This window comes from Massilia sp. TWP1-3-3 (assembly GCF_049897805.1).
Classification (GTDB): Bacteria; Pseudomonadota; Gammaproteobacteria; order Burkholderiales; family Burkholderiaceae_D; genus Telluria_A.
In genome coordinates, this window is sequence record NZ_JAFCWX010000017.1 from 32,099 (window position 1) to 53,713 (window position 21,615).

Here is a 21,615-nt window from a genome sequence, read left to right on the forward strand (position 1 = left end):
TGCAGCGGGGTTGTTGGAAAGGAAGTGTCGCCCATCGCCGCAACAGATAACCGGATGTTTTTGCGAACCCCCAAACCCACATCGTCCTCGCGAACGCGGGGACCCATGGAACGGTTCAACTGAGCAACTGTTACATGGGTCCCCGCGAGGACGATGTAGCTGGCGTCGAACATGCTGCACATGCTGCACATGCTGCACATGCTGCACATGCTGCACATGCTGCACATGCTGCACATGCTGCACATGCTGCACATGCTGCACATGCTGCACATGCTGCACATGCTGCACATGCTGCACATGCTGCACATGCTGCACATGCTGCACATGCTGCACATGCTGCACATGCTGCACATGCTGCACATGCTGCACATGCTGCACATGCTGCACATGCTGCACATGCTGCACATGCTGCACATACTGCTGAGGCTGCTGAGGCTGCTGATGCTGATCATGTTGCCGATGTACCGATGTTGCTCCAGTTACCGGTCAAAGCTTTTTCCGCTCAGCCTCATGTTCTCAAAGCATGCGCAACACCCGCCAGCATCAGCACGCTGTAAGGCGTCAATACGCCCCGATTCAAATTAATTTCCCTCGCTCACTAACAACGATATACTCCCCGCTTGCATTTATTTTTGGGGTATATCTTGTTGAAATCCATCGCATTGCCCATCGCCTTGCTAAGCGTCTTCGCTACCGCGAACGCCGATGAAGGCCAGTGGCAGCCACACCAGCTGCCGCAACTGAAAGCCGAATTGAAGCGCATCGGGATTACCATCCCGGCTGAAAAACTGGCTGACCTTTCCAAGCATCCGATGAGCGCCATCGTCTCCACCGGCGGTTGCTCGGCATCGTTCGTCTCCGGCGATGGCCTGGTCGTCACCAACCACCACTGCGGCTACGACGCCATCCAGCGCAACTCGACCCCCGCGAACAACCTGATCGCGAAAGGCTTTCTGGCCACCACGCGCGCGGCCGAACTGCCGGGCGGCCCAAACCTGCGCGTGTACGTGACCGACAAGCTGGAAAACGTCACCGACCGCGTGCTCAAGGGCTTGACCCCTGGTATGTCGGGCCGCGCGCGCTACGAAGAAGTCGCTTCGCGCGTGAAGGCCTTGATCGCCGAATGCGAGACTGACAAGGCTTACCGCTGCTCGGTGCCGAGCTTTCACCGCGGCCTTGAGTACTACCGCATCCGCCAGATGATGATCCGCGATGTGCGCCTGGTGTATGCGCCGTCCGACATGATTGGCGAATTTGGCGGCGACGTCGACAACTTCGAGTGGCCGCGCCAGACCGGCGACTTCTCCTTCCTGCGCGCCTACGTCGGCAAGGATGGCCGTCCGGCCGATCCGTCGCCCGACAATGTGCCGTTCAAATCAAAGGATTTCCTGGTCGTCTCGGCCGAAGGCTTGAAGGCCGGCGACCCGATCCTGCTGGCCGGCTACCCGGGCCGCACCAGCCGCTACAAGCTGCCCACCGAAATTCGCTTTGTGCGCGACGTCAGTTTTCCGGTGCGCGTGGCCGACATGCAGGCCGACCTTGAAGTGATCGCCGCGTCCAGCAAAGGCGGCAGCGAAGTACGCTACGCCAGCGTGGTTAAGAGCATCAACAACGTGCTCAAGAAAACCCAGGGCCTGCTTGACGGCTTCAAGCGCAAGGACATCGCCGCCATCAAGGACGCGCAAGACGCCGAGTTTCGTACCTGGATCGGCAAGCAGGGCGCAACGGGCGGCGTGTCGGGCACCATGCTGGCCGAACTCGATGCACTGATCGCCTCCGACATCACGCTGCAGAACGAAGAGTTCGGCGCGGCGGTGGCATCCAAAAGCGACTTGCTCAAGAGCGCCGCCACCCTGTACCGCCTGGCGCTGGAAAAGCAGAAACCCGACGCCAAGCGCGAGAGCGGCTACCAGGAACGCGACCTGTCGTTCATCAAGGCGCGCCTGGCACGCCTGGAGCAGTCGTATGATGCGCGGGTTGACGAGGCGCGCTTTGGCGCGTCGCTGGCCCGCTACGCCAAGCTGCCTTCCAACATGCATCCGCAAGGCGTGGATTCCTTGCTGCCTGCACCGGGCGCGGTTGCCGCTTTGTACAAGCAGTCGGAATTGGGCGACACCGCCAAGCGCCTGGCGTGGATGAACAAGGATGCCGATGCCTTCGTCAAGTCGGACGACGCGTTCATCAAGCTGGCCGTCAAGCTGCATGAAGCGAACATGGCGCTGGAAGACCGGCGCAAGGAAATCGACGGCAACATGGAACGCGTGGTGCCGCAATACATGTTGGCGCTGATCGCCTACAAAAAGACGCAGGGCAAACCGGTGTACCCGGATGCCAATTCGACGCTGCGCGTGACGTTCGGCACCGTGTCGCCTTACTCGCCGCGCGACGGCCTGGTCAAGGGGCCGTTTTCGACCCTGGAAGGGATCGCCGAGAAGCACACCAACGTGCATCCTTTCATTGCACCGCAGCCGCTGCTCGACGCCGTCAAGCAAAAGCGCTACGGCGTGTTCAAGGATGCTGCGCTGGGGACGGTGCCGGTCAATTTCCTGTCGAGTGCCGATACCACGGGCGGCAATTCCGGTTCCGCCGTCATGAACAAGCGCGGCGAGCTGGTTGGCCTGAACTTCGATTCGACCTATGAGTCGATCACCAAGGACTGGTACTTCGACAGCGGCATCACGCGCGCCATTCATGTCGATATCCGGTACATGCTGTGGGTGATGAAGGAGATCGATCACGCCGACAACCTGCTCAAGGAAATGACGATCAAGTATCCGAAAAAGTAATTTCACGTCGCGAGGATGCTGCACAACGTAGGTCGGATAAGCGCAAGCGCAATCCGACATGAGCCGCCGACGGCCCGTGTCGGATTGCGCTTGCGCTTATCCGACCTACGACAAGCCATCGTGTAACAATTAGTTCAGTACCAGCTTCACCATTCAGAGCCGCCCGCGGCCCGTGTTGGAAGGCACGTGCGCTCGTCCGACCTGCAACAATTAGTTCAGTGCCAGCTTTCACCATTCAGTACAATAGCGCTCCATCCCTGCGCTCCTTCCCGAATGAATACCCCCATCGACCTGCTTGGCCTTTTTACCACCACGCCCCTCGAACTGATCTCCTTTGTCCTGTCGGTCATGACCGTGGTCCTGAACATCCGTCAGCTGCATTGGGCCTGGCTGTTCGCCATCGTCTCCTCGGCCACCTACGCCGTCGTCTTCTACGACGCAAGGCTGTACGGCGACATGGGCCTGCAGGGCGTGTTCATCGTTGTATCGGTATGGGGCTGGTACCAATGGCTGCATGGCGGCGCCGCGCGCGCGCCGCTGGCCGTAACAAGCTGCACGCCCAAAAGCCTGGTTTACTGCGCCATCGGCTGGGCAATCGGCTTTGCCATCCTGTCCGTCTTCCTCGCGCGTTACACCGACACCGACGTCCCCCACATCGACGGCTTTCTTACCGCCGGCAGTCTGGTTGGCCAGGTCCTGCTCTCGCGTAAAAAAGTGGAGAACTGGACCGTCTGGATCATCGTCGATATTTTGTACGTCGGCCTGTACGTCTACAAGGGCCTGGCGCTGACCGCCGTTCTGTACGCCCTGTTCGTGGTGCTGGCCGGCATAGGCCTGGTCGCCTGGCAGCGCGACGCCGCGCGCGAGCCGGTATGAGTGATGTAAAACGGGTCGCCATTTTGGGCGCGGAATCGTCCGGAAAATCGACTCTGGCCCATGCTCTGGCCTTTCAGTACAACACGCTGTGGGTGCCCGAATACCTGCGCGAGTTTGTCGACATCCACGCGCGCGTGCCTGACGAAAGCGACCAGTATGGCATCGCGCGCACGCAGATGGAACGCGAAGACGCCGCCTGCGCGAAAGCGTCGCGCTTTCTGTTTTGCGACACGACGCCCTTGATGACGGGCGTGTACAGCCGCTGGTATTGGGGGAGGGTGGATGCGCAGCTGGCGCTGCTCGAGCGCCGCCACGACTATGCATTCACGCTGGTGACGGCACTTGACAGCCCGTGGCAGGCCGACGGCCTGCAGCGCGAATCGGAGCAAGTGCGCCAGTGCGTGCATGCCCTGCTAATCGAGAATCTCCAGCAGCGCGCCATACCGTACCTGCTGGTGAGCGGCAGCCTGCACCAGAGGGTGCTCCAGGCCGGCCGCCTGATCAATCCCGCTTAAAAGTCGAACTGCGCCGACAGTCTTGCCGTGCGCGGCGCGCCCGGGAACAGGTAGCCGCCCAGTTCCGGGGTGGCGTCGCGCCAGTAGAACTTGTCGGTCACGTTGTCCACGTTCAGGCGAATCACCGTGGCCACGCCGCCGATGCGCGTGGCATACGCCGTCCCCAGGCCCAGTACATGGTAGCCGGGCACAAACACCGTGTTCGCCGCGTCAAAGGCTTTTTTGCCCGAATAGGTCCACACGCCATTGACCTTCAGTCCGGCCACCGACGGCACCGCATATTCCAGCACGGCTGCCGACTTGAAGGCCGCCACGTTGGCGGTGCGCTTGCCGTCGAAGGCCGCGTTGCCGGTGCCGTCGATCAGCATGTTGAGCGCGGTGAGCGACAGGCTGTATTTCAGCGCGCTGGTGGCGTTGCCCTGGGCGCCCAGTTCGAGCCCGCGGTGGGTCTGCGTACCGCCCCGTACGAAGTAATTGTCGGTGCTGGTGAATTCGTTGCCGCGCTTGATCTGGAACAGCGCGCCGGAAAGGGTCAGCATGCTGCTGACCACGCCCTTGGCGCCGATTTCAATTTGCCGCGAGCGGCTCGGCGCCAGTACGTCGGGGTAGTTCTTGGTGCCGAACTCCGCTTCACCGCCATGCTCCATGCCGTGCGCGACGGTGCCGTAGACCATCCAGTCCCGATTCGGGTTGTAGACCAGCGACAGGTTCGGCAGGTTAAAACTGGTGTCGACGTTGGCGTTGCGCTTGACCGCCACGTGGCGCAGGCCCGCATGCACCTTGAGCTGGGGCGTGAGCGTGAGCACATCCTGGACGATCAGCGAGCGCTCCACGTCGTGGTTGCGCTCCGTGACCGGCCCGGTGCCTGGGTTGCCCGGCGCCGGCGGCACGATCACGTTCTTGTAGATGTTGCTCGCACCAGCGTAGTCGTAGACATAGTCGCCGTAATAGTCGCTGCGCTCCATGTCGGCGTAGCCGAGCGTGAGTTCGTGCTGCACGCTGCCGCTGGCGAATTTGCCTTGCAACAGCGCCTGGCTGGCGAACGGATTTTTGCGCTCGTCCGCGCTCTGGTAATCGTAGACGTCGTAGTCGCCATTGGAGCAGTAGCCCGGATAGAAGCCTTTGCCTTCTTCGCTGCAGCCGTAGGGGAAGGCGGTGTAGTCGTCGCGCTTGAAGCTGTGGCGGTTGGCGGCCAGCGTGGCGCGCCAGGCGTCGCTGAACTTGTATTCGAAACGCAGGCCGACGTTGCTGGTGCGGGTGTCGACCGGCTTGGCCCACGGCTGGTCATTGAGCAGCATCGATGGCGAAACGTGCGACGGCAGTTCGGTGCCGCGAATGAGCTGGTAGCCAGGTGCCGTGAGCTGCGACTTGTGCTGGTAGTCCATGTCGAGCTGCACCAGCGCCTGCGGCGAAATCTGCCAGTCGAACGCGGCCGAGATAAACTGGCGCTGGCCGTCGGCGCCCTTGACGTAAGACTTCAGGTTTTCGGCGGCCGCGTTGAAGCGGTAGCCGAAGCGCTTGTCCGCAAAGCGCCCGCCCAGGTCCACGCTGCCGTAAGCGGTGCCGCGCTCGCGCAATTCCATCGTGGCCGAGCGCAGGGCGGTGTTGGTGGGGCGCTTGACGGCGTAGTTGACGATGCCGCCAGGGCCGGTTACGCCGGCCTGCAAGCCGGCGATGCCTTTGAGGACTTCGATGCGTTCCTTGTTTTCAAGCGGGATCTGGGCGTCGCCCGAGATGACCAGGCCATCCTTGCGGTAGCTCGAGGCGTTATCGAGCTTGAAGCCGCGGATCGAGAACATCTCGGCGTAGCCCACTGCATTATACGAATCGCTCACGCTCGCGTCGAAGCGCATGGCGTCGGTGGCATTGCGAATGCCCAGTTCCTGCATCTGCTCGCGGCCAATCGAGACCACCGAGGCCGGCGTTTGCATCAGCGACGTTTCGGAAAAGCCGGCCACGCTGGCGCGGTCGGTGGCGACAAATTTGCTGCCGGTGACGACCACTTCGGCCATGGCCTGGGTGCTGTCTTGCGCGTGCGCCGGCAAGGTGAACGCCTGGCAGATGGCCAGGGCGAGGAGGGTTTGCTTCAAGTTTGGCGATGACATAATGGCTCTTGTTACGCACCGGGCGTGCCGGTGCCGTGCTTAAAAAAAGAGCTGGAATGACGCGCGTGGGGGAAGGACAAAGGAGGGACGACTTGCAACCTTGCGCTTTCCTTCGCTGGCATTATCCAGATCAGGTACGGAGGGTATCTCTCACCCGGAACGTGCGTTCCAGGACCCCTAGCGAATCGTGATTTTATCACATGCCGTGTTTGCCAGCTGTCGATGCATGGCATGCCTGTGCAGAACGGTCCTTACCACGGCTGTCCCGGCTCATCGGCCGGTGTGCGGCTCCAGTGCTCTTCGTCCTTGAAGCGGGTAAGCAGGAAGTCGACGAAGACACGCATCTTGGGCGCGACAAATTTGCTCGGCAAAAAAATCGCATGAATGCTGTTTCCGAACGTGCCTTCGATGCTGTACTCGGGCAGAAGGACGTTGAGATGGCCGGCGCGCAGGTCGTCGGCGATGGCGAAGGTCGGCAGCAAGCCGATGCCGATACCGTCAAGCACCGCCCGGCGCAGCGATTCGCTGCTGTTGACGGCAAACCGTCCCGTGACCTTCACGTCGCTGACCTGGCCATCGCGCGCGAAACGCCAGATGGCGTCGCGCGCCAGGCCATTGACCATGCAGTTGTGCGAGGCCAGATCCGCAAGGGTGGCAACGGACGCATGGCTGGCCAGGTACGCTGGCGAAGCGCACACCACATAGGCAATTGGCGCCAGGCACCGCGCGACAAAACTGTCAATCGGCGTGCTGGTAAGCCGGATAGCGACGTCGAAGCCCTCTTCAACGATATCGACATAGCGGTCGCTGAGCGTGAGCGCGACACTGATATCCGGATACAGGTTCAGGAACTGCCCGATCAGCCGGCTCAGGTGCAAATTGCCGAAGGCGACCGAGGTCGTGACCCGCAAGTGCCCGCGCGGCGTGGCCTGCATGCCTTCGACCGAGCCGCGCAGGGCGGCCGTTTCTTCAACAATGCGCAAGCCATGCTGGTACGCCAATTGGCCCACTTCGGTAAGCGCCAAGCGGCGCGTGGTGCGGTTGAGCAGTTTGGCGCCCAGCGTATTTTCCAGCCGGCGCACCTGCTTGCTCACGGTCGACTTGGTGGAGCCGCTCGCGCGCGCCGCTTCCGAGAAGCTTTTCAGTTCCACGACTTTGACGAAGACGAACAGATCAGCCAGATTGTCGGACAGGGATTCCATTGTTTCTCCGGAAGACACAGTGATGTGCAATTTCACCGTATTGTATTGCCTGCTGATGTTATCTATGCTGAATTCTTCGACAACGTCATCAACCAGGAGATATGCATGACAACCCTTACCGCAATTTGTTCCCCCGCTTCGAACGAGCAGGCCAATGATGAAAAGCGCATCAGCCTGCTTTTTCGCTACGCCTTCGGCGTCACCCTTGCAGTGCTGGCGCTCATTGGCGCATTGCTGGTCGTGGCTTGATTGCTAGAGACTCATTTCCAGCACCTTGCGGCTGACCGCGAGCGTCACGTCGCGATGCTCGCCCAGCTTGACCATGCGGTGCTTTTCCAGCACCCCCAGCACCGCATCGATCTCCTTTGCGCCCAGCTGATAGTCGCTCAAGCGCGTCTTGACGCCCATCTGGTTGAAGAACGCCTCCATCTTGACGATCGCCGCCTCGATGCGGGTGTCTTCGTCGCCGCCCTTGAGGTCCCATACGCGCTCGGCGAACTGCAGCAGCTTGGCGCGCTTGGCGTCCTTGCGGGTGCGCAGCATGCTCGGCAGGATGACGGCCAGCGTCTGCGCATGATCGAGGTGATACAGCGCCGTGAGTTCATGGCCGATCATGTGGGTCGACCAGTCCTGCGGCACGCCGGCACCGATCAGGCCATTCAAGGCCAGCGTCGCGCACCACATCACGTTGGCGCGCACGTCATAGTCGTCGGGATGGGCCAGTGCCTGCGGTCCTTCTTCGATCAGCGTGAGCAGCAGTCCTTCGGCAAACCGGTCCTGCACCTTGGCGCCGACCGGGTAGGTCATGTACTGCTCCATGACGTGGGCAAAGGCGTCGACCACGCCGTTGCCGACCTGGCGCACGGGCAGCGAAAACGTCTTGGATGGGTCGAGGATGGCGAACTTCGGGAACACGTTGCGGTTCATGAAGGCGAATTTTTCCTGCGTCGACTTGCGCGTGACGACGCTGGCCGCGTTCATCTCGGAACCCGTAGCCGGCAGCGTCAGGATGGCGCCGAAGGGCATGGCGGCGGTGACGTTGGCGCCGTGCTTTTCAAGGATGGTCCACGGGTCCTCGGCCAGCAGCGCGCCGGCGGCGATGAACTTGGTGCCGTCGATGACGGAGCCGCCGCCCACGGCCAGCAGGAAGTCGATCTTCTCGGCCTTGACCTGGTCGATCGCGCCCATCAGCGTTTCGTAGCTGGGGTTGGGCTCCACGCCCGCAAACTCGCTGACGTGGTGGCCGGCGAGCGCCTGCATCACTTCGTCGTACACGCCGTTTTGCTTGATGCTGCCGCCGCCGTAGACGAGCAGCACGCGCGCGCCCGGTGGTACCTGCTTGGCCAGTGCGGCGATCTGGCCTTTGCCAAACAGGATCTGGGTCGGATTGTAGAAATCGAAATTGAGCACGGTTATTCCTCTGGTGGCGAAAACAAGAACAGGGATTATCGCTCAATGCCGCTTTCGGTGCCGGCCATGCCTACTTCTCGGCCGCCGCCTTGAGCTGCGCCAGGGCTTTTTCAAAGTCGGGGCCGAGCATGGCGTCCATGCTGTAAAACACGCTCATGATCTTGCTCATGATGGGCATCGGACCTTACATGTTCCAGGTGATGGTGGTCTGCTCGCCCTGCGGCGTGAGGACGAACTGCGTCATGCTGGCCATGGCGACCGGTTCGATGAACTCGAGCTTGATGGTGACGCTGGCCGGCGCCGCATAGTCCGTGATCTCCATGCGACCGCGGCCAACGTCAGCATCGCCGGTCCAGTGATACACCGCGCCCTTGCCGTTGGGTGCGCCGCTGAAGGTGCGCTGCATGGCCGGATCGCGTTTTTCCCAGGGCGACCAGGCCGGCCAGTTGTGAAAGTCGCTGATCAAAGGCAGGATTTTCTCGGGCGGCGCCGTGATCGTGGCCACCCGCTGCACCGCAAAAGTGTCGGGCTTGGTGAACGCCAGGCCTAGGATCAAGGCAATGACGACGAGGAGGACAATGGCAATTTTCTTGAACATAGTGATTCCTGGTTGTCGTGGATGTGGGCCGCCAAGGCAAACAGCGGCTGCCTTTTGATGCCAGATTAGCACGGTGGCGTTTTCCCTTCAATCTGAAGCACCCCGGCAAGCGTCGATCGCGCGCGCGATTGCGATGCGTGCGTTAGCGATCAGCCAATCTGCGGTAGGCTTGTGCATCTGAACGTGCAGGAGCTTCCATGTCCCAGCCTTACACCATTGCCCAGCCGGAACGCCGGGCCGTCGATGCCCTTGATGGCGTGATTGCGCTTGAATTTGGCGCCGACTGGTGCGGCCATTGCCGCAATGCAGCCCCTTTGATCGCATCGGCGCTGGCCGCCTATCCCGCAGTCCGGCACATCAAGGTCGAAGATGGCAGCGGCAGGGCGCTTGGCCGTGCGTTTCGCGTCAAGCTGTGGCCCACGCTGCTGGTGCTGCGCAAGGGCAAGGAGCTGGCGCGCATCGTGCGCCCTGCCGATGCCGACCAGGTGCGCGAGGCACTGGCTGCAGGCGACTGAGGCAAGCGCCTGGCAGTGCCAAGTATTGTCCGGAGGGACTAATTATATTGTCGCGTGAAAAGTTCCGTCACGCGCAGCGAGACGACACTCGAAAGAGGAATCCAGATTGATTTTTGCCGCCGATACTGACGACCGTTCGCTACACGTTTTCCCCGATGCGCTGACCGCCGCCTCCTATTGCGAAGGTAGCGCCGTGGAGGCGACCATGTGGCTGTTCTGGGACGAACACGGGCACGCGCTGGGTGCGCAATTTGACATTCCGAACAAGCGCGGCTTGTTTACAACCAAGAACGGCGTGTACCACCTGGTACCGGCAAGCGACAGCGATCACGCAACGCTGCGCGAGGCGCTCGAGGGCGTACAGCAGGTGATTGGAGAATTTACAAGCGTCGAGGCGGTCCGGGAATACCTGGACCGCCTTGTTCAGGCTGGCGGTGCCTGAGACTTGACTGGTGCTTAATTGCGGTTCGGGTTGTTAGGGCGGTTGTCGTCGCGGTTTTTCACGCCGTCGCCGTCATTGTCACGGTTGCCGCGCCGCCAGGCGTCGCCAGTCCTGTGCCATCTGCCGTCACGCTCTTCCCAGCTTGGCTGGTCGTACATGTAACTGCGGCGCTCGCGCATGTAATTACCCTTTACCCACACATAGCGCTCGCCGCGCCAGTCCCAGTGTCCTGGCACCCAGACATGGCCGCGACGTGCGGCCGGCACGGCTTCCGTGCGGGGTGCGGGCGGCGCCTGCCGGACTACGATGATCGCAGACGACGCCGGGGCGGCGACAGTGCCAAGCGAACCGGCGAGCATGGCAGCGACTAACAGTTTTTTCATCATTTTCAACTCCTGACAAGTTCATGTAGTTCAGTTGTCGCCCTCCAGATACGATCGGTATGTGCGGCACACAACACACTTTGGAATAGACATCGGTTGACAAATCCGCATGCCGCGCCTATCGTCCATGGCTCCTTGTCGTGGACTATCACTATGCGCCAGTTGCCGCCCGCCGTTGAACGCTTTGCCCTGAACATGCCACGCGCATGAATAGGGAACGCTTCGACGTCGTCATCGTGGGCAGCGGCTTTGCCGGGCTGTGCATGGCGGTCCGGCTCAAGCAGGAAGGGATCGACAACTTCATCATTCTCGAGCAGGACCGCGAATATGGCGGCACCTGGTGGGCCAACAGCTATCCCGGCTGCGCGGTCGACGTGCCGAGTCACCTGTACTCATTTTCCTTTGCCCAGAACGCGCGCTGGACGCGCCGCTTCGCGCGCCAGGAAGAATTACTGGCCTATACGCGCCGCGTGGTGCGCGAGTTCGGCCTGGCGCCGCACATCCGCGTCGGCACCGCCCTCGAAAGCGCGCGCTTTGACGAGGAGGGCGGCTGCTGGCACGTTCGTGCCGGGTGCGGTGTCATCAGGGCGCGCTGCCTGGTGGGGGCGCTGGGCACCCTGAACCGGCCCGCGCTGCCGGCGCTACCTGGCCTGGCCGACTTTGCCGGCGCCATGTTCCATTCGAGCCGCTGGGACCATGGCTACGACCTGCGCGGCAAGCGCGTGGCCGTGATCGGCACAGGCGCGAGTGCCATCCAGTTCGTGCCCGAGATCGCCGGCCAGGTGGCGCAGCTGGACCTGTACCAGCGCACGGCGCCGTGGATACTGCCGCGCCCGGACCGCGCCATCAGCCGGCTCGAACAGTCGCTGCTGGCGAAGGCGCCGCCGCTGCAATGGCTGTATCGGGCGCTCGCATACGTGCAGTACGAGTCGCGTGCGCTCTGGTATGTGTACCGGCCGACCATGCTGCGCGTGGCCGAGCGCAAGGCCAGGCGCCACCTGCACGCGCAAGTGGCCGACCCGGCGCTGCGGCAAAAGCTCACGCCGAACTATGCGCTGGGATGCAAGCGCGTGCTGCTGATGAATACCTATTACCCGGCGCTCGCCAGAGCGAACGTGGCCCTGGTCACCGATCCGATTGCGCGCGTGACGGCGCACGGCATCGTCACGGCCGCCGGCGAAGAGCGCCAAATCGATGCGATCGTGTTCGCCACCGGCTTCGATGTCGAGCACGCGGGGAGCGCGCTCGACATCGTGGGGCGCGCCGGCAAGCGACTGTTCGCGGTCAATCGCGAGGCGTACAAGGGGTGCGCGGTGGCGGGCTTTCCGAATTACTTCATGATCAACGGCCCGAATACGGGGCTCGGTCATAACTCGATGATTTACATGATCGAGTCGGGCGTGCGTTATGTCTTGGGCGCCGTGAAGGATATCCTGGACCTCGACCTGCATTCGGTGGAAGTCAGGCAGGAGGTGCAAGCGGCGTTCAACGCCGACTTGCGCCGGCGGATGAAGGGGACGGTGTGGAGTAGCGGTTGCCGCAGCTGGTACCTGGACAAGGAGGGCCGCAATTACACTATGTGGCCAGGGTTCACGTTCACCTACCGGCGCATCACGCGGCGCTTTGATATCGACAATTATGTGGTGAAGGAAGCGGTGGAGGCGGCTGGCTGATGAAAAACGCGGCTGTTGCAGAGCGTTTGTGGGGGACTACATCGCACTGCTACGGATAGCAGGTCGGATAAGCGATAGCGCAATCCGACATGCGTCAACGCGACGCATATGTCGGATTGCGCTGCCGCTTATCCGACCTACACATTACCCATACCTTTTGTGACGGTCTCGCGAGCCTCTACGCAATATACTTTGCAAACATCGCCAGATCCACATTCCCGCCACTGATCAACACGCCCACGCGCTTGCCCTGCAGCGGCAGCGCGCCATGCAGCGCGGCCGCTGCCGCCAAACACCCGGTCGGCTCGACCACCATCTTCATGCGCTCGGCGAAAAACCGCATCGTGGCCACTAGTTGTGAATCTGATACAGTTATGATGTCATCCACGTGGCGCTGTATCACTTCAAAATTGTGCGCGCCCAGGTGCGTGACTTTGGCGCCATCGGCGATCGTGTCGGGCACCCCGATATGCACGAGCTCGCCCTTGCGCAGCGACTGCTGGCCATCGTTCCCGGCCTCCGGCTCCACCCCGATTACCTTGCACGACGGGCTTAGTGCCGACGCCGCCAGCGCGCAGCCGGCCAGCAGCCCGCCGCCGCCCAGGCACACTAGCAACACGTCGAGTTCTCCCGTTTCCTGGAACAGCTCCCTGGCCGCCGTGCCCTGGCCGGCGATCACGTCCGGATGGTCATACGGCGGGATCAAGGTCATGCCGCGCTCGCGCGCCAGATTGCGCCCGATCTCTTCGCGGTCTTCCTTGTAGCGGTCATAGAAAATCACTTCGCCGCCATACGCCTTGGTCGCCGCCACCTTCAACGCCGGCGCGTCGTGCGGCATGATGATCGCCGAGCGTATCTCCGCCAGGCTGGCCGACAGCGCGATGGCCTGCGCGTGGTTGCCCGACGAGTAAGTGAGTACGCCGGCCTGGCGCTGCGTCTCGGTAAAACGCGCAATCGCGTTGTACGCCCCGCGGAACTTGAAAGCGCCCGCGCGCTGGAAATTTTCGCATTTAAAAAACAGCTGCGCGCCGCTGATCTCATCGGCGGTGCGCGAGGTGAGCACCGCTGTGCGGTGGGCCACACCCTCGATGCGTTCGGCCGCAGCCTCGATATCGCGATAGTCGGTCATGATGGTCTCTCGTGTAAAGGTCAAGTGTCGGCCAGCGGCATCGCGATCTGGATGCGCAAGCCGCCGCCGTCGCGGTTGCCCACCTTCAGTTCGGCGTTGTGGCGCGTGACGACGCGCTGCACGATGGCCAGCCCGAGCCCGGCGCCGTTGGCCTGGCCGCGCGCGCTGTCAAGCCGCGTGAATGGCTTGAGCAGGTTCTCGATCATTTCTTCTGGCACCCCAAGGCCATGGTCCTGCATCTCGATCAGGGCGCGCCGGCCCTGGCCGCGCTGGACGATCTTGCAGCAGATGTCGATCTGGGTTGCGTCCTGGCCGGTCGTCTTGCCGTAGCGGCGCGCGTTTTCAATGACGTTGTTAAAGACGCGCCGCAGGTCGGTCGCGTTGCCCAGCACGTGCACGTCGGGCGCGATGTCGGTTGTCATGCGCACGTCGGCAATGCGGCCGGCCTCGCGCGCGCAGTCGTGCAGCAGGTCGGACAAATCGACCGGCACAAAGCTGCCCGCTTCGGTCGGCTTGGCGTAGTCGAGGAACTGGCCGATGATCGCGTCCATCTGGCCGATGTCGGACTGCAGGCCCTCGCGTGCTTCGTCCGTCAGATTGGCCATTTCAAGTTCGAGCTGCATGCGCGCCAGCGGCGTTCTCAGGTCGTGCGAAATGCCGGCCAAAATCACGGCGCGGTCGGAATCGACGCGCTGCAGGTCGTCCACCATCTGGTTGAAGCTGCGGTTCGCTTCGCGTACTTCCTTGGGGCCTTTTTCGGGCAGGCGGTCGGGCCGCTTGCCCTGGGCCATGGCGCGCGAGGCGACCGACAAGCGCGCCAGCGGCTGGTTCACCAGGCGCGAGATGATGCCCGCTCCCAGCAGCGAGAGCACGCCCACCACGCTGGCCCAGCCGAACCACTGCACGCCGGTCAGCCCTTCGAGCCGTTCGCGTTCGAGCATCAGCCAGTATTTGTCGTCGTCGATCTTGAAGCTGATCCAAAAGCCGGGCGAGCCGTTCACGCGGCTGGAAAAACGGGTATCCGGGCCAAGCCTGTCCTTGACGATCTTTTCGATGTCGTTCATCAAAGGATTGTCAGGAGGCGGGTCGACAATGTCGCTGTCTTCCAGCGTGAAGATGCGAATGCCTTCGTTGCTGAACAACTCGAACAGCAGTTCGGTGCGCAGCTCGGGCGCCGAATTGGTGAGGGCGGTCTTGGTGATGGTGACGACCGAGATCACCAGTTCGGCCGTCTGCTGCACCTGCGGGCCGCGCTGCACGGCGCTGATCATGCCGATCCAGGACGCCATCGACACGGCCGTCAGTATCCCCATCAGCAAGAAGGTGCGCCAGAACAGCCCGCTCCTGAGCCAGGTCGGGCCGCTTTTACGGGCGCCGGTCGGATCGCGCGGCACTAGCGCGGCTGGCCTTCAGGGATGAACACGTAGCCCAGGCCCCACACGGTTTGGATATACAGCGGGGACGAGGGATCCGGTTCGATCAGTTTGCGCAGGCGCGAAATTTGCACGTCAAGGCTGCGGTCGAACACTTCGTATTCGCGCCCGCGCGCCAGTTCCATCAGTTTTTCGCGCGACAATGGCTGGCGCGCGTGGCGGGCGAAGACCTTGAGCACGGAAAATTCGCCGGTGGTCAGGGGCACGGTGTCGCCGTTTTTTTTCAGCGTGCGCGTGCCCAGGTCGAGCACGAAAGCGCCGAACTCGAACGTTTGCGGCGTTTCGGACGGAGCGCCCGGGATTTCGTCGGGGCCTTTGCGGCGCAACACGGCGCCGATGCGCGCCACCAGTTCGCGCGGGTTGAACGGCTTGGGCAAATAATCGTCGGCGCCCATCTCCAGGCCGACGATGCGGTCGACATCCTCGCCTTTGGCGGTGAGCATGATGATCGGCGTCTGGTCGCCGGCGCCGCGCAGGCGGCGGCAGATCGACAGGCCGTCCTCGCCCGGCAGCATCAGGTCCAGCACCAGCAGGTCGTAGCGCTCGCGCAGCCATAGTTTGTTCATGGCCGGCGCGCTTTCGGCCGTCACCACGTTGAAACCTTGCTCGGTCAGGTAGCGCCGCAGCAGGTCGCGCAGGCGCACGTCATCGTCCACTACCATAATCTTGGCGGTGTGACCATTGGTTTGCACGGGCGTTGTATTGTTGCCTGCTGTTGGTGTCGATTGTGAGTTCATATCGCTGTCAGATTTGTCATATTGATGTCGCTATGGTAACGTCTTATCGCCCGATGCGACGGGCGGTGACATGGGCATTACAAATTATTACAAACTTTACCCAATTCGGCTTACTCGGAAAATTGATTCCCCCTACACTGGAATCCAGCGTCATTGAGCTTATCTGTTTATAAGCAAACGCGGAAGAGGAGCACAATGAATAAAGCAACGCAACAGGCCGCACCATCAGTCGCCCCGGCAGCGTCGCAACGCAAAGAGGTTCACCATGAATAACGCGCATTTCAACAGCAAGGCAGCAGGCCAGCCGGTCTTCGGTACGGCGCTTGTTCGGCGCCTGCTTGCCTGCGCGCTGATCGGCTGTGCGGCGATGTCGGCGGCGCACGCCGGCCCGGGACGGCGCGGCGAGCCGCAGCGCCAGGAGTACAGCGGCGAGGCCGACCCCCGCCAGCAGCCGCGCCAGTACGACGAGCGTCAGCAGCGCCAGGACGACGAGCGCGCCAATCAGGCACGCGCCGAAGAGCAGCGCCGCGAGGCCGAGCAGCAACAGCAAAGCAATGAAGGGCGCCGCAATGGCCGCATGACGGCCGACGAACGGCGCGATTTGCGGCGCCAGATCAACGAGGCAGGCGCCGACCTGTACCCCAACCACGGCCGTCGCCGTTAGCCGCGACGGGCGCCCCAGGCGCCCGTTTTTACGTCAGCATGCATCACGTCACCGTGCGTCGCGTCACCATATTGTAGGTCACCGTGCTTTATGTCACCACGCTTGACATCGCGGCGCTCGCCGTCACAGTGCTTGACGTTACAGTGATTCTTGTCACATGCTTTATGTCACCATGGCGCGCGCAACGCCGTCATCCGGCAGGGCGGCTCAGCGGTATTTTTTCTCGGCGATATACTCGTTTCAGGGCTGCATCATGTTACGCTCCATAAATCTTACTGATGGCAAATACTGTTGCCATCGGCGTAAGCATTTTCCGTATGGAGCCTGACCGTGCCGATTGACTCACCCGTGGCCAACACCCCGCCAGCAGCGGGCGACGCGCTCGCCGGCGAAGTGGGTCACTGCATCGTCAAGCGGCCTGACGGCGTGTATGCCGACCCCAGCGTGCTGGGTCCAACGTTCGCCGCCGCCATTGACCGGGTTTTTTCGGGCAACAGCTACTTTGCGGGCTTGAATCATACGGTCTTGATCAAGGCCATCTACGACCACGGCCCCGATCTGCCGCGCGCGGCCGGCACCGAGATGATGATCCGCTTCGCCGACGACTTGCTGCCCTTCGATCCGCAGCGGCGCGAGCTCTACAAGGCCGTCAAGCTGAGCGACGGGCGCGCCGAATACCAGTTCGAGCCGGTCGTGCTGACCGACCCAAACGACCCGGACGGCGCCGGCACGCCAGCCTGGCTGGAGGCCGATGAATTTGTCGCCGACATGTGGACCAAGGGCATACGCTTTGGCCTGGACATGGCCGCCGTGCGCGCTGCGATCGCTGCCGGCAAGACTGAGCGGGTGGTGATCGCCGCGCGCCTCGATCCGGTGCCCGGCATCGATGCGCACATCATCGAAGTCTCGTCCGAGCTGCACCGCAGCGACGCGCCGCGCCAGCTGGCCAACGGCAAACTGGACTTGATGGCCTTCCAGAACCGCTTCCCGCAGATCAAGGCGGGCGTGCGCCTGCTGCAGAAAATACCACGCCGGGACGGCGCCACCGGCTACGAGCTGTCGGGCATCCCGATCGAGCCGCCGCTGCCCAAGGATATCGAGATGGGGCCCATGGCCGGCCCCGGCACTGTCATCGAGTCGAACGCCGAGGGCGAATTCCTGCTCTCGCTGCAGGCCGGCTTTCTGAACGTGGACAGCAAGACGCACCAGCTCTCGGTGGACGACAAGATCGTCAGCCGCGACGGCGTCAGTTCGCGCACCACCGGCAACCTGCAGCTGACCGGCGACTACGAGGAATTCGGCGAGGTGCAGGAAAAGCGCGTGATCGAAGGCGAAAGCGTGACCATTCACGCCGACGTCTTTGGCAATATCGTCTCGCGCGGCGGCACTATCCTGCTTAACCATAATATGGTGGGCGGCTCGGCCCACAACGCGCGCGGCGACATTTGCGTCAAGGGCGTGGTGTCCGGTTCTGTGCTGCAGACCAGCGTGGGCGAGGTGGTGCTCAACCGCGCCGAGAGCTGCATCATTTCCGGCACCCGCGTGACTATCGAGCACGCGGCCAACTGCGAGATCATGGCCGATGAAGTGATCATCAAGAACGCCGAGGGCTGCGCGATTGCCGCGCGCAAGATCACCATCGAGAGCGCCGGGCCCCGCAAGCAGACCGAGATGCAGCTGTTCGCGCTGGAGCCGGACAGCGCGCGCATCGACGAGGCGATCGCCGCCATGATGGCCAAAGCCACCGAATACGGCGCGGCGGCGCTGGCCTGCAAGGTGGAGATGGACAGCCTGACCAGCCAGAGCGAGGTGCGCAAGTACGTGATGCTGGCCTCGAAAATTCGCAAGAATGAACTGACGCTGACGCCCGAACAGGTGCCGCAGTTTCAAAAGATGGCAAGCAGCGTCGGGCCGGCGCTCAAGGCAATTGCCAAGGTGTCGCTCGAGGTCAAGGCAACCGAAACCCAGCAGCAGGCCGCCGAGGCGCTGGTCGCGCAGTTGCAGCAGCAGCGCCGCGACTATGCCGGCCAGAGCGCGGTGAACGTGCAGATGCTCTCGGGCGACACGGTGCTGCTGTCGATGAAGTTCAATCCGGACGGCAGCACCCTGTACGATTTGCCGTCAAAGGAAATCAAGGCGCGCCTGCGCTCCAATTACGAGGCCGGCGAAGTGATCCTGTCGGCCGATTGCGGTAAGATCGAATGGTGCAGCCAGTAGCACTCGCATGCACGGCGTTGGTGGATGCGGTAGTTTAATTCTCGATGGACGAACACATGGCTGAGCAAACTTCTGCGGTGGCAGGCATGGCGGTGGCAGCGCCCCATTCAACCGATGAACTGATCCGCTGCGCCGTGGGCCTGGCCCGCACCTGCCTCGGCATGGACGTGGGCTTCGTCACCGAATTTCGCGACGGCCTGCGCATTTTTCGCCACGTGGCGTCGGTCGAAGGTTTTTCGCCGGTGCGTGCCGGCGACTACGATCCGCTCGACGAAAGCTATTGCGCTCTGGTGGTCAATGGCCGCATTCCCGCGATCGTGCAGGACAGCCATGCCTATCCCGAGCTGGTGGCGCTGGCCGCCACCGATCAATTCGACATCCGCGCCCACGTCGGCGTGCCGATCCGCTTTCACGACGGCGCCGTGTTCGGCACCTTTTGCTGCTACAGCCGCAACCCGGAAGCAAATTTGTCGAACTGCGATGTAGGCACGCTGGCCGCATTCGCCAACCTGATCGGCGAACTGATCGAGTCGCGCGTGGTGGGCGAGCGCGCGCGCGCGGCGATCGTGGAGCGGCTGACCGACGTGATTTCCGTCGGCCGCTTTACAATGGTCTACCAGGGTGTGTTCGACACCGAACGCCAGCGCGTGGTCGGCTACGAAGCGCTGGCCCGTTTCGCGCCCGAGTCCGGGCGCGGCCCGGATCAGTGGTTCACCGAAGCGCACGGCGTGGAGCTGGGCCACCGGCTTGAGATGCTTGCCATCGAAAAGGCGCTCGCGGGCCTGGCCCTGATACCTGACGGCGTCTACCTTGCCATCAACGTCTCGCCGCAGACGATCCTGACCGGTGTCCTCGACGCGGTGCTGGCCGGCGCGCCGCTCGATCGCCTGATGCTCGAAGTGACCGAGCATTGTTCGATCACCGACTACGACCAGATTTCGCAAGCGCTGGCGCAGTTGCGCAAGAACGGGCTGCGCCTGGCGGTGGACGATGCGGGATCGGGGTACGCCAGTTTTCGCCACATCCTCAAGCTCAAGCCGGACGTGATCAAGCTTGACCAGAGCCTGATCCGCAACATCGATCACGAGGCCGGCTCGCGCGCGCTGGCCGCCGCGTTGATCACGTTTGCTGCGGCCACCGGCAGCAAGGTGGTGGCCGAAGGCGTGGAAACGGAAGACGAACTGAGCACGCTGCGCGAGCTGGGCGTGCATACGGTGGAAGGCTACCTGACGGGCCGGCCGGGGAGCCTGCCGGCAGGGTGACGCGGCGTCGGCCACGGCTTTACTGAGAACTACTCGCTGACCTTGCCGCGCATCGCCTTGGTCTGGCCGCTCCTGGTTTTTGAATCGAGGCGGCGGCGCTGGGAGCTGCGGGTGGGTTTGGTTGCGCGCCGCAGCGCAGGCAGCACCGCCACGCTGTCGACCAGTTCCTGCAGGCGGCGCAGCGCGTCCTCCTTGTTCTGTTCCAGGCTGCGCGACTGCTGCGCCTTGAGCACCACCACGCCGTTTTGCGTGATGCGCTGGTCCGACAGCGCCAGCAAGCGTTCGCGGATCGCTTCGGGCAGGGAAGAGGCCGCGATGTCGAAGCGCAGGTGCACCGCGCACGAGACCTTGTTGACGTTCTGGCCGCCCGGGCCCTGGGCCCGGATGTTGGAAAACTCGACTTCGGCTGGATTGACGAGCGCCGTCACAACGCCGCTGCAGGCACTGCGATGGCGGCCGGCGCCTCGTCGGCGATGGCGTCGAGCCGGTGATAGCACGCCATCGCCGCAGGCGTGAGGCCCTTGAACAGGGCCGCATCGGCGCTGTCGGCCAGCGCACTTTCAGCCAAAATGCGCACCTTGCTCAGGTAGTCGGACTGCGACAGCAGGCGCCCCATGGGCGAGACTTGCACACCTTTGCGCGCGCCGGCCTGCTCGCCGATGGCGGTGACGACGCTGGCCGGGAAATCCCACTCGCGCCCGATACTGCAGCTAAGCGCACGGGCGTCGCGCAGCAGGCTGGCGCAAAACATGTCGGAGCCGAGCTGTTTGCCGTCCTTGTCGCACTGGTCCATGATGCGCAGCGTGACGATCAGGCCCACGTACTGCACCAGGCCGGCGAGGAAGGCTTCGAAAGGATCGACGCCCATTTCTTCGGCCAGCATGCGGTTGGCCAGGGCGGCCCGCTCGGACTGGTCCCAGATGCGCGGCGCCAGCGCGCGCGTGTAGTGCCCCGAATTCATGTCGATGATGGGGCGGAAGGCGACGCTGGTGATCAGGTGGCGCAAGCCTTCGGTCCCGATCAGCATGATCGCGTGTTCGACGCTGGTGATCGTGGTGCCGTAGCCGATGAAGGAATTGTTGGCCGCGCGGATCACCGCCGCGACCAGCACCACATCGCTGGAAATGGTGCGCGACAGGTGCGCGCCTGAAAAAGTATCGCTGCGCAGGCTTTGCAGCAGCTGCGGGATCAGGCCGGGCAGGCGGCGCACCAGCGCGGCGCCCGACTGCTGCGACTTGAGGATGGTGGCGAGGGCGCCCAGCACCTGATTTTCAGGCTCCGTGGTCTCCAGTTCCGACGCCCCCTTGCTGCCGAACAGCCAGTTGTAATAGGTGGTGTTGACGGTGTCACGCTGGTCGAACGACAAGCCGCCGATGGAGCCGCTGTCGCCGGTACCGGTACCGGCGACAGCGGCCATCGCCCTTGCCGCAGGCGGCGGTGCCGGCCTGGCTGCCGGTGTGCCGGGCGCGGTTGGCGGGGCCTCAGGAACGGGGGAGGAAAAAATTTTCTGCAGCCATTGAAACATGTCCGGTCCTTGATTTTTACAATGTTACCCACGCAGCATTGCTGTCCCATTGTAATGGGTTCCAGTCGCTTTGCAAGGCCATCAGTTCCTCGCGGGGCGTCCTGGCGTGCGCGCGCGTCGTTCTGTTCGTTGGGAAACATTGA

The 21,615-nt window shown here is 62.8% G+C and carries 21 protein-coding genes and 1 riboswitch; of the genes, 11 read left to right on the plus strand and 10 right to left on the minus strand.

What is annotated here, in order from left to right; genetic code table 11:
- Positions 1 to 171 precede the first annotated feature (171 nt).
- The 4 genes from ACP7D4_RS17045 to ACP7D4_RS17060 all read left to right on the plus strand — a co-directional run bounded on the left by ACP7D4_RS17045 (position 172) and on the right by ACP7D4_RS17060 (position 4,177).
- A complete protein-coding gene (locus ACP7D4_RS17045; RefSeq protein WP_426210300.1) occupies positions 172 to 585 on the plus strand; it encodes a hypothetical protein in 414 nt (137 codons plus the stop codon).
- Positions 586 to 644: 59 nt separating this feature from the next.
- A complete protein-coding gene (locus ACP7D4_RS17050; RefSeq protein ID WP_426210301.1) occupies positions 645 to 2,786 on the plus strand; it encodes a S46 family peptidase in 2,142 nt (713 codons plus the stop codon).
- A 273-nt stretch (positions 2,787 to 3,059) separates the two neighbouring features.
- Positions 3,060 to 3,662 (plus strand): nicotinamide riboside transporter PnuC, encoded by a 603-nt coding sequence (gene pnuC / locus ACP7D4_RS17055; protein WP_426210303.1) that lies wholly within the window; start codon positions 3,060 to 3,062, stop codon positions 3,660 to 3,662.
- Entirely contained in the window at positions 3,659 to 4,177 is a 519-nt protein-coding gene (locus ACP7D4_RS17060) for an AAA family ATPase (RefSeq protein WP_426210305.1), read from the plus strand. Before pnuC ends, ACP7D4_RS17060 begins: the two co-directional genes overlap by 4 nt.
- On the opposite strand, the gene ACP7D4_RS17065 is transcribed toward ACP7D4_RS17060, so the two are convergent.
- A complete protein-coding gene (locus ACP7D4_RS17065; protein ID WP_426210306.1) occupies positions 4,174 to 6,282 on the minus strand; it encodes a TonB-dependent siderophore receptor in 2,109 nt (702 codons plus the stop codon). The two genes, ACP7D4_RS17060 and ACP7D4_RS17065, sit on opposite strands and share 4 nt — an antisense overlap.
- Before the next feature lie 90 nt (positions 6,283 to 6,372).
- Positions 6,373 to 6,471: riboswitch (TPP riboswitch) on the minus strand.
- 62 nt (positions 6,472 to 6,533) lie between these two features.
- Positions 6,534 to 7,484, minus strand: a complete 951-nt coding sequence (locus ACP7D4_RS17070) for a LysR family transcriptional regulator (RefSeq protein ID WP_426210307.1) — start codon at positions 7,482 to 7,484, stop codon at positions 6,534 to 6,536.
- Between the two features lie 24 nt (positions 7,485 to 7,508).
- Here ACP7D4_RS17070 and ACP7D4_RS17075 point away from each other — a divergent pair, with 24 nt between their 5' ends.
- Positions 7,509 to 7,733, plus strand: a complete 225-nt coding sequence (locus ACP7D4_RS17075; RefSeq protein WP_426102804.1) for a hypothetical protein — start codon at positions 7,509 to 7,511, stop codon at positions 7,731 to 7,733.
- A 3-nt stretch (positions 7,734 to 7,736) separates the two neighbouring features.
- Here the strand turns inward: ACP7D4_RS17075 and ACP7D4_RS17080 are convergent, their stop codons facing one another.
- Both ACP7D4_RS17080 and ACP7D4_RS17085 read right to left on the minus strand, forming a co-directional pair.
- The gene (locus tag ACP7D4_RS17080; protein WP_426210308.1) at positions 7,737 to 8,894 is read right to left on the minus strand and encodes an iron-containing alcohol dehydrogenase; all 1,158 of its coding nucleotides are present in this window, start codon (positions 8,892 to 8,894) and stop codon (positions 7,737 to 7,739) included.
- Between the two features lie 184 nt (positions 8,895 to 9,078).
- Positions 9,079 to 9,492 carry an SRPBCC family protein gene (locus tag ACP7D4_RS17085; RefSeq protein WP_426210310.1) on the minus strand — a complete coding sequence of 138 codons (414 nt, stop codon included), beginning with the start codon at positions 9,490 to 9,492 and terminating at the stop codon, positions 9,079 to 9,081.
- A 197-nt stretch (positions 9,493 to 9,689) separates the two neighbouring features.
- On the opposite strand from ACP7D4_RS17085, the gene ACP7D4_RS17090 reads away from it, so the two are divergent.
- Positions 9,690 to 10,007: a thioredoxin family protein gene (locus ACP7D4_RS17090; protein ID WP_426102810.1), complete on the plus strand. Its 318-nt coding sequence runs from the start codon at positions 9,690 to 9,692 to the stop codon at positions 10,005 to 10,007.
- A 106-nt stretch (positions 10,008 to 10,113) separates the two neighbouring features.
- Positions 10,114 to 10,449, plus strand: a complete 336-nt coding sequence (locus ACP7D4_RS17095) for a hypothetical protein (protein ID WP_426102812.1) — start codon at positions 10,114 to 10,116, stop codon at positions 10,447 to 10,449.
- A 14-nt stretch (positions 10,450 to 10,463) separates the two neighbouring features.
- Here ACP7D4_RS17095 and ACP7D4_RS17100 read toward each other — a convergent pair whose 3' ends face one another.
- Entirely contained in the window at positions 10,464 to 10,832 is a 369-nt protein-coding gene (locus ACP7D4_RS17100; RefSeq protein WP_426210312.1) for a YXWGXW repeat-containing protein, read from the minus strand.
- Between the two features lie 206 nt (positions 10,833 to 11,038).
- On the opposite strand from ACP7D4_RS17100, the gene ACP7D4_RS17105 reads away from it, so the two are divergent.
- Positions 11,039 to 12,505 carry a flavin-containing monooxygenase gene (locus tag ACP7D4_RS17105; RefSeq protein ID WP_426102816.1) on the plus strand — a complete coding sequence of 489 codons (1,467 nt, stop codon included), beginning with the start codon at positions 11,039 to 11,041 and terminating at the stop codon, positions 12,503 to 12,505.
- 178 nt (positions 12,506 to 12,683) lie between these two features.
- Here ACP7D4_RS17105 and ACP7D4_RS17110 read toward each other — a convergent pair whose 3' ends face one another.
- The 3 genes from ACP7D4_RS17110 to ompR all read right to left on the minus strand — a co-directional run bounded on the left by ACP7D4_RS17110 (position 12,684) and on the right by ompR (position 15,804).
- Complete coding sequence (locus tag ACP7D4_RS17110) at positions 12,684 to 13,634, minus strand: threo-3-hydroxy-L-aspartate ammonia-lyase (RefSeq protein ID WP_426102818.1); 951 nt, start codon at positions 13,632 to 13,634, stop codon at positions 12,684 to 12,686.
- Positions 13,635 to 13,654: 20 nt separating this feature from the next.
- Positions 13,655 to 14,947 carry an ATP-binding protein gene (locus ACP7D4_RS17115; RefSeq protein ID WP_426210373.1) on the minus strand — a complete coding sequence of 431 codons (1,293 nt, stop codon included), beginning with the start codon at positions 14,945 to 14,947 and terminating at the stop codon, positions 13,655 to 13,657.
- Between the two features lie 80 nt (positions 14,948 to 15,027).
- Positions 15,028 to 15,804, minus strand: coding sequence for a two-component system response regulator OmpR (gene ompR / locus ACP7D4_RS17120; RefSeq protein WP_426102820.1), 777 nt, complete (start codon positions 15,802 to 15,804; stop codon positions 15,028 to 15,030).
- Positions 15,805 to 16,069: 265 nt separating this feature from the next.
- Between ompR and ACP7D4_RS17125 the strand changes: the two genes are divergently transcribed.
- The 3 genes from ACP7D4_RS17125 (at position 16,070) to ACP7D4_RS17135 (ending at position 19,947) form a co-directional block, all read left to right on the plus strand.
- The gene (locus ACP7D4_RS17125) at positions 16,070 to 16,468 is read left to right on the plus strand and encodes a hypothetical protein (RefSeq protein ID WP_426210313.1); all 399 of its coding nucleotides are present in this window, start codon (positions 16,070 to 16,072) and stop codon (positions 16,466 to 16,468) included.
- Positions 16,469 to 16,798: 330 nt separating this feature from the next.
- A complete protein-coding gene (locus tag ACP7D4_RS17130; RefSeq protein WP_426210315.1) occupies positions 16,799 to 18,685 on the plus strand; it encodes a flagellar assembly protein A in 1,887 nt (628 codons plus the stop codon).
- 56 nt (positions 18,686 to 18,741) lie between these two features.
- Positions 18,742 to 19,947, plus strand: coding sequence for an EAL domain-containing protein (locus tag ACP7D4_RS17135; protein WP_426210317.1), 1,206 nt, complete (start codon positions 18,742 to 18,744; stop codon positions 19,945 to 19,947).
- 29 nt (positions 19,948 to 19,976) lie between these two features.
- Here ACP7D4_RS17135 and arfB read toward each other — a convergent pair whose 3' ends face one another.
- A complete protein-coding gene (arfB, locus tag ACP7D4_RS17140) occupies positions 19,977 to 20,375 on the minus strand; it encodes an alternative ribosome rescue aminoacyl-tRNA hydrolase ArfB (RefSeq protein WP_426210318.1) in 399 nt (132 codons plus the stop codon).
- The gene (locus tag ACP7D4_RS17145; RefSeq protein WP_426210320.1) at positions 20,372 to 21,472 is read right to left on the minus strand and encodes an HDOD domain-containing protein; all 1,101 of its coding nucleotides are present in this window, start codon (positions 21,470 to 21,472) and stop codon (positions 20,372 to 20,374) included. Before ACP7D4_RS17145 ends, arfB begins: the two co-directional genes overlap by 4 nt.
- Positions 21,473 to 21,615 lie beyond the last annotated feature (143 nt).

Bases quoted from the DNA above. Each gene is read 5' to 3' on its own strand.
- ACP7D4_RS17145 (WP_426210320.1), bottom strand. From the start codon at position 21,472: ATGTTTCAATGGCTGCAGAAAATTTTTTCCTCCCCCGTTCCTGAGGCC.
- ACP7D4_RS17070 (WP_426210307.1), bottom strand. From the start codon at position 7,484: ATGGAATCCCTGTCCGACAATCTGGCTGATCTGTTCGTCTTCGTCAAA.
- ACP7D4_RS17105 (WP_426102816.1), top strand. From the start codon at position 11,039: ATGAATAGGGAACGCTTCGACGTCGTCATCGTGGGCAGCGGCTTTGCC.
- ACP7D4_RS17110 (WP_426102818.1), bottom strand. From the start codon at position 13,634: ATGACCGACTATCGCGATATCGAGGCTGCGGCCGAACGCATCGAGGGT.
- ACP7D4_RS17045 (WP_426210300.1), top strand. From the start codon at position 172: ATGCTGCACATGCTGCACATGCTGCACATGCTGCACATGCTGCACATG.
- pnuC (WP_426210303.1), top strand. From the start codon at position 3,060: ATGAATACCCCCATCGACCTGCTTGGCCTTTTTACCACCACGCCCCTC.
- ACP7D4_RS17125 (WP_426210313.1), top strand. From the start codon at position 16,070: ATGAATAACGCGCATTTCAACAGCAAGGCAGCAGGCCAGCCGGTCTTC.
- ACP7D4_RS17085 (WP_426210310.1), bottom strand. From the start codon at position 9,492: ATGTTCAAGAAAATTGCCATTGTCCTCCTCGTCGTCATTGCCTTGATC.
- ACP7D4_RS17100 (WP_426210312.1), bottom strand. From the start codon at position 10,832: ATGAAAAAACTGTTAGTCGCTGCCATGCTCGCCGGTTCGCTTGGCACT.
- ACP7D4_RS17065 (WP_426210306.1), bottom strand. From the start codon at position 6,282: ATGTCATCGCCAAACTTGAAGCAAACCCTCCTCGCCCTGGCCATCTGC.
- ompR (WP_426102820.1), bottom strand. From the start codon at position 15,804: ATGAACTCACAATCGACACCAACAGCAGGCAACAATACAACGCCCGTG.
- ACP7D4_RS17060 (WP_426210305.1), top strand. From the start codon at position 3,659: ATGAGTGATGTAAAACGGGTCGCCATTTTGGGCGCGGAATCGTCCGGA.
- ACP7D4_RS17090 (WP_426102810.1), top strand. From the start codon at position 9,690: ATGTCCCAGCCTTACACCATTGCCCAGCCGGAACGCCGGGCCGTCGAT.
- ACP7D4_RS17115 (WP_426210373.1), bottom strand. From the start codon at position 14,947: ATGGGGATACTGACGGCCGTGTCGATGGCGTCCTGGATCGGCATGATC.
- ACP7D4_RS17135 (WP_426210317.1), top strand. From the start codon at position 18,742: ATGGCTGAGCAAACTTCTGCGGTGGCAGGCATGGCGGTGGCAGCGCCC.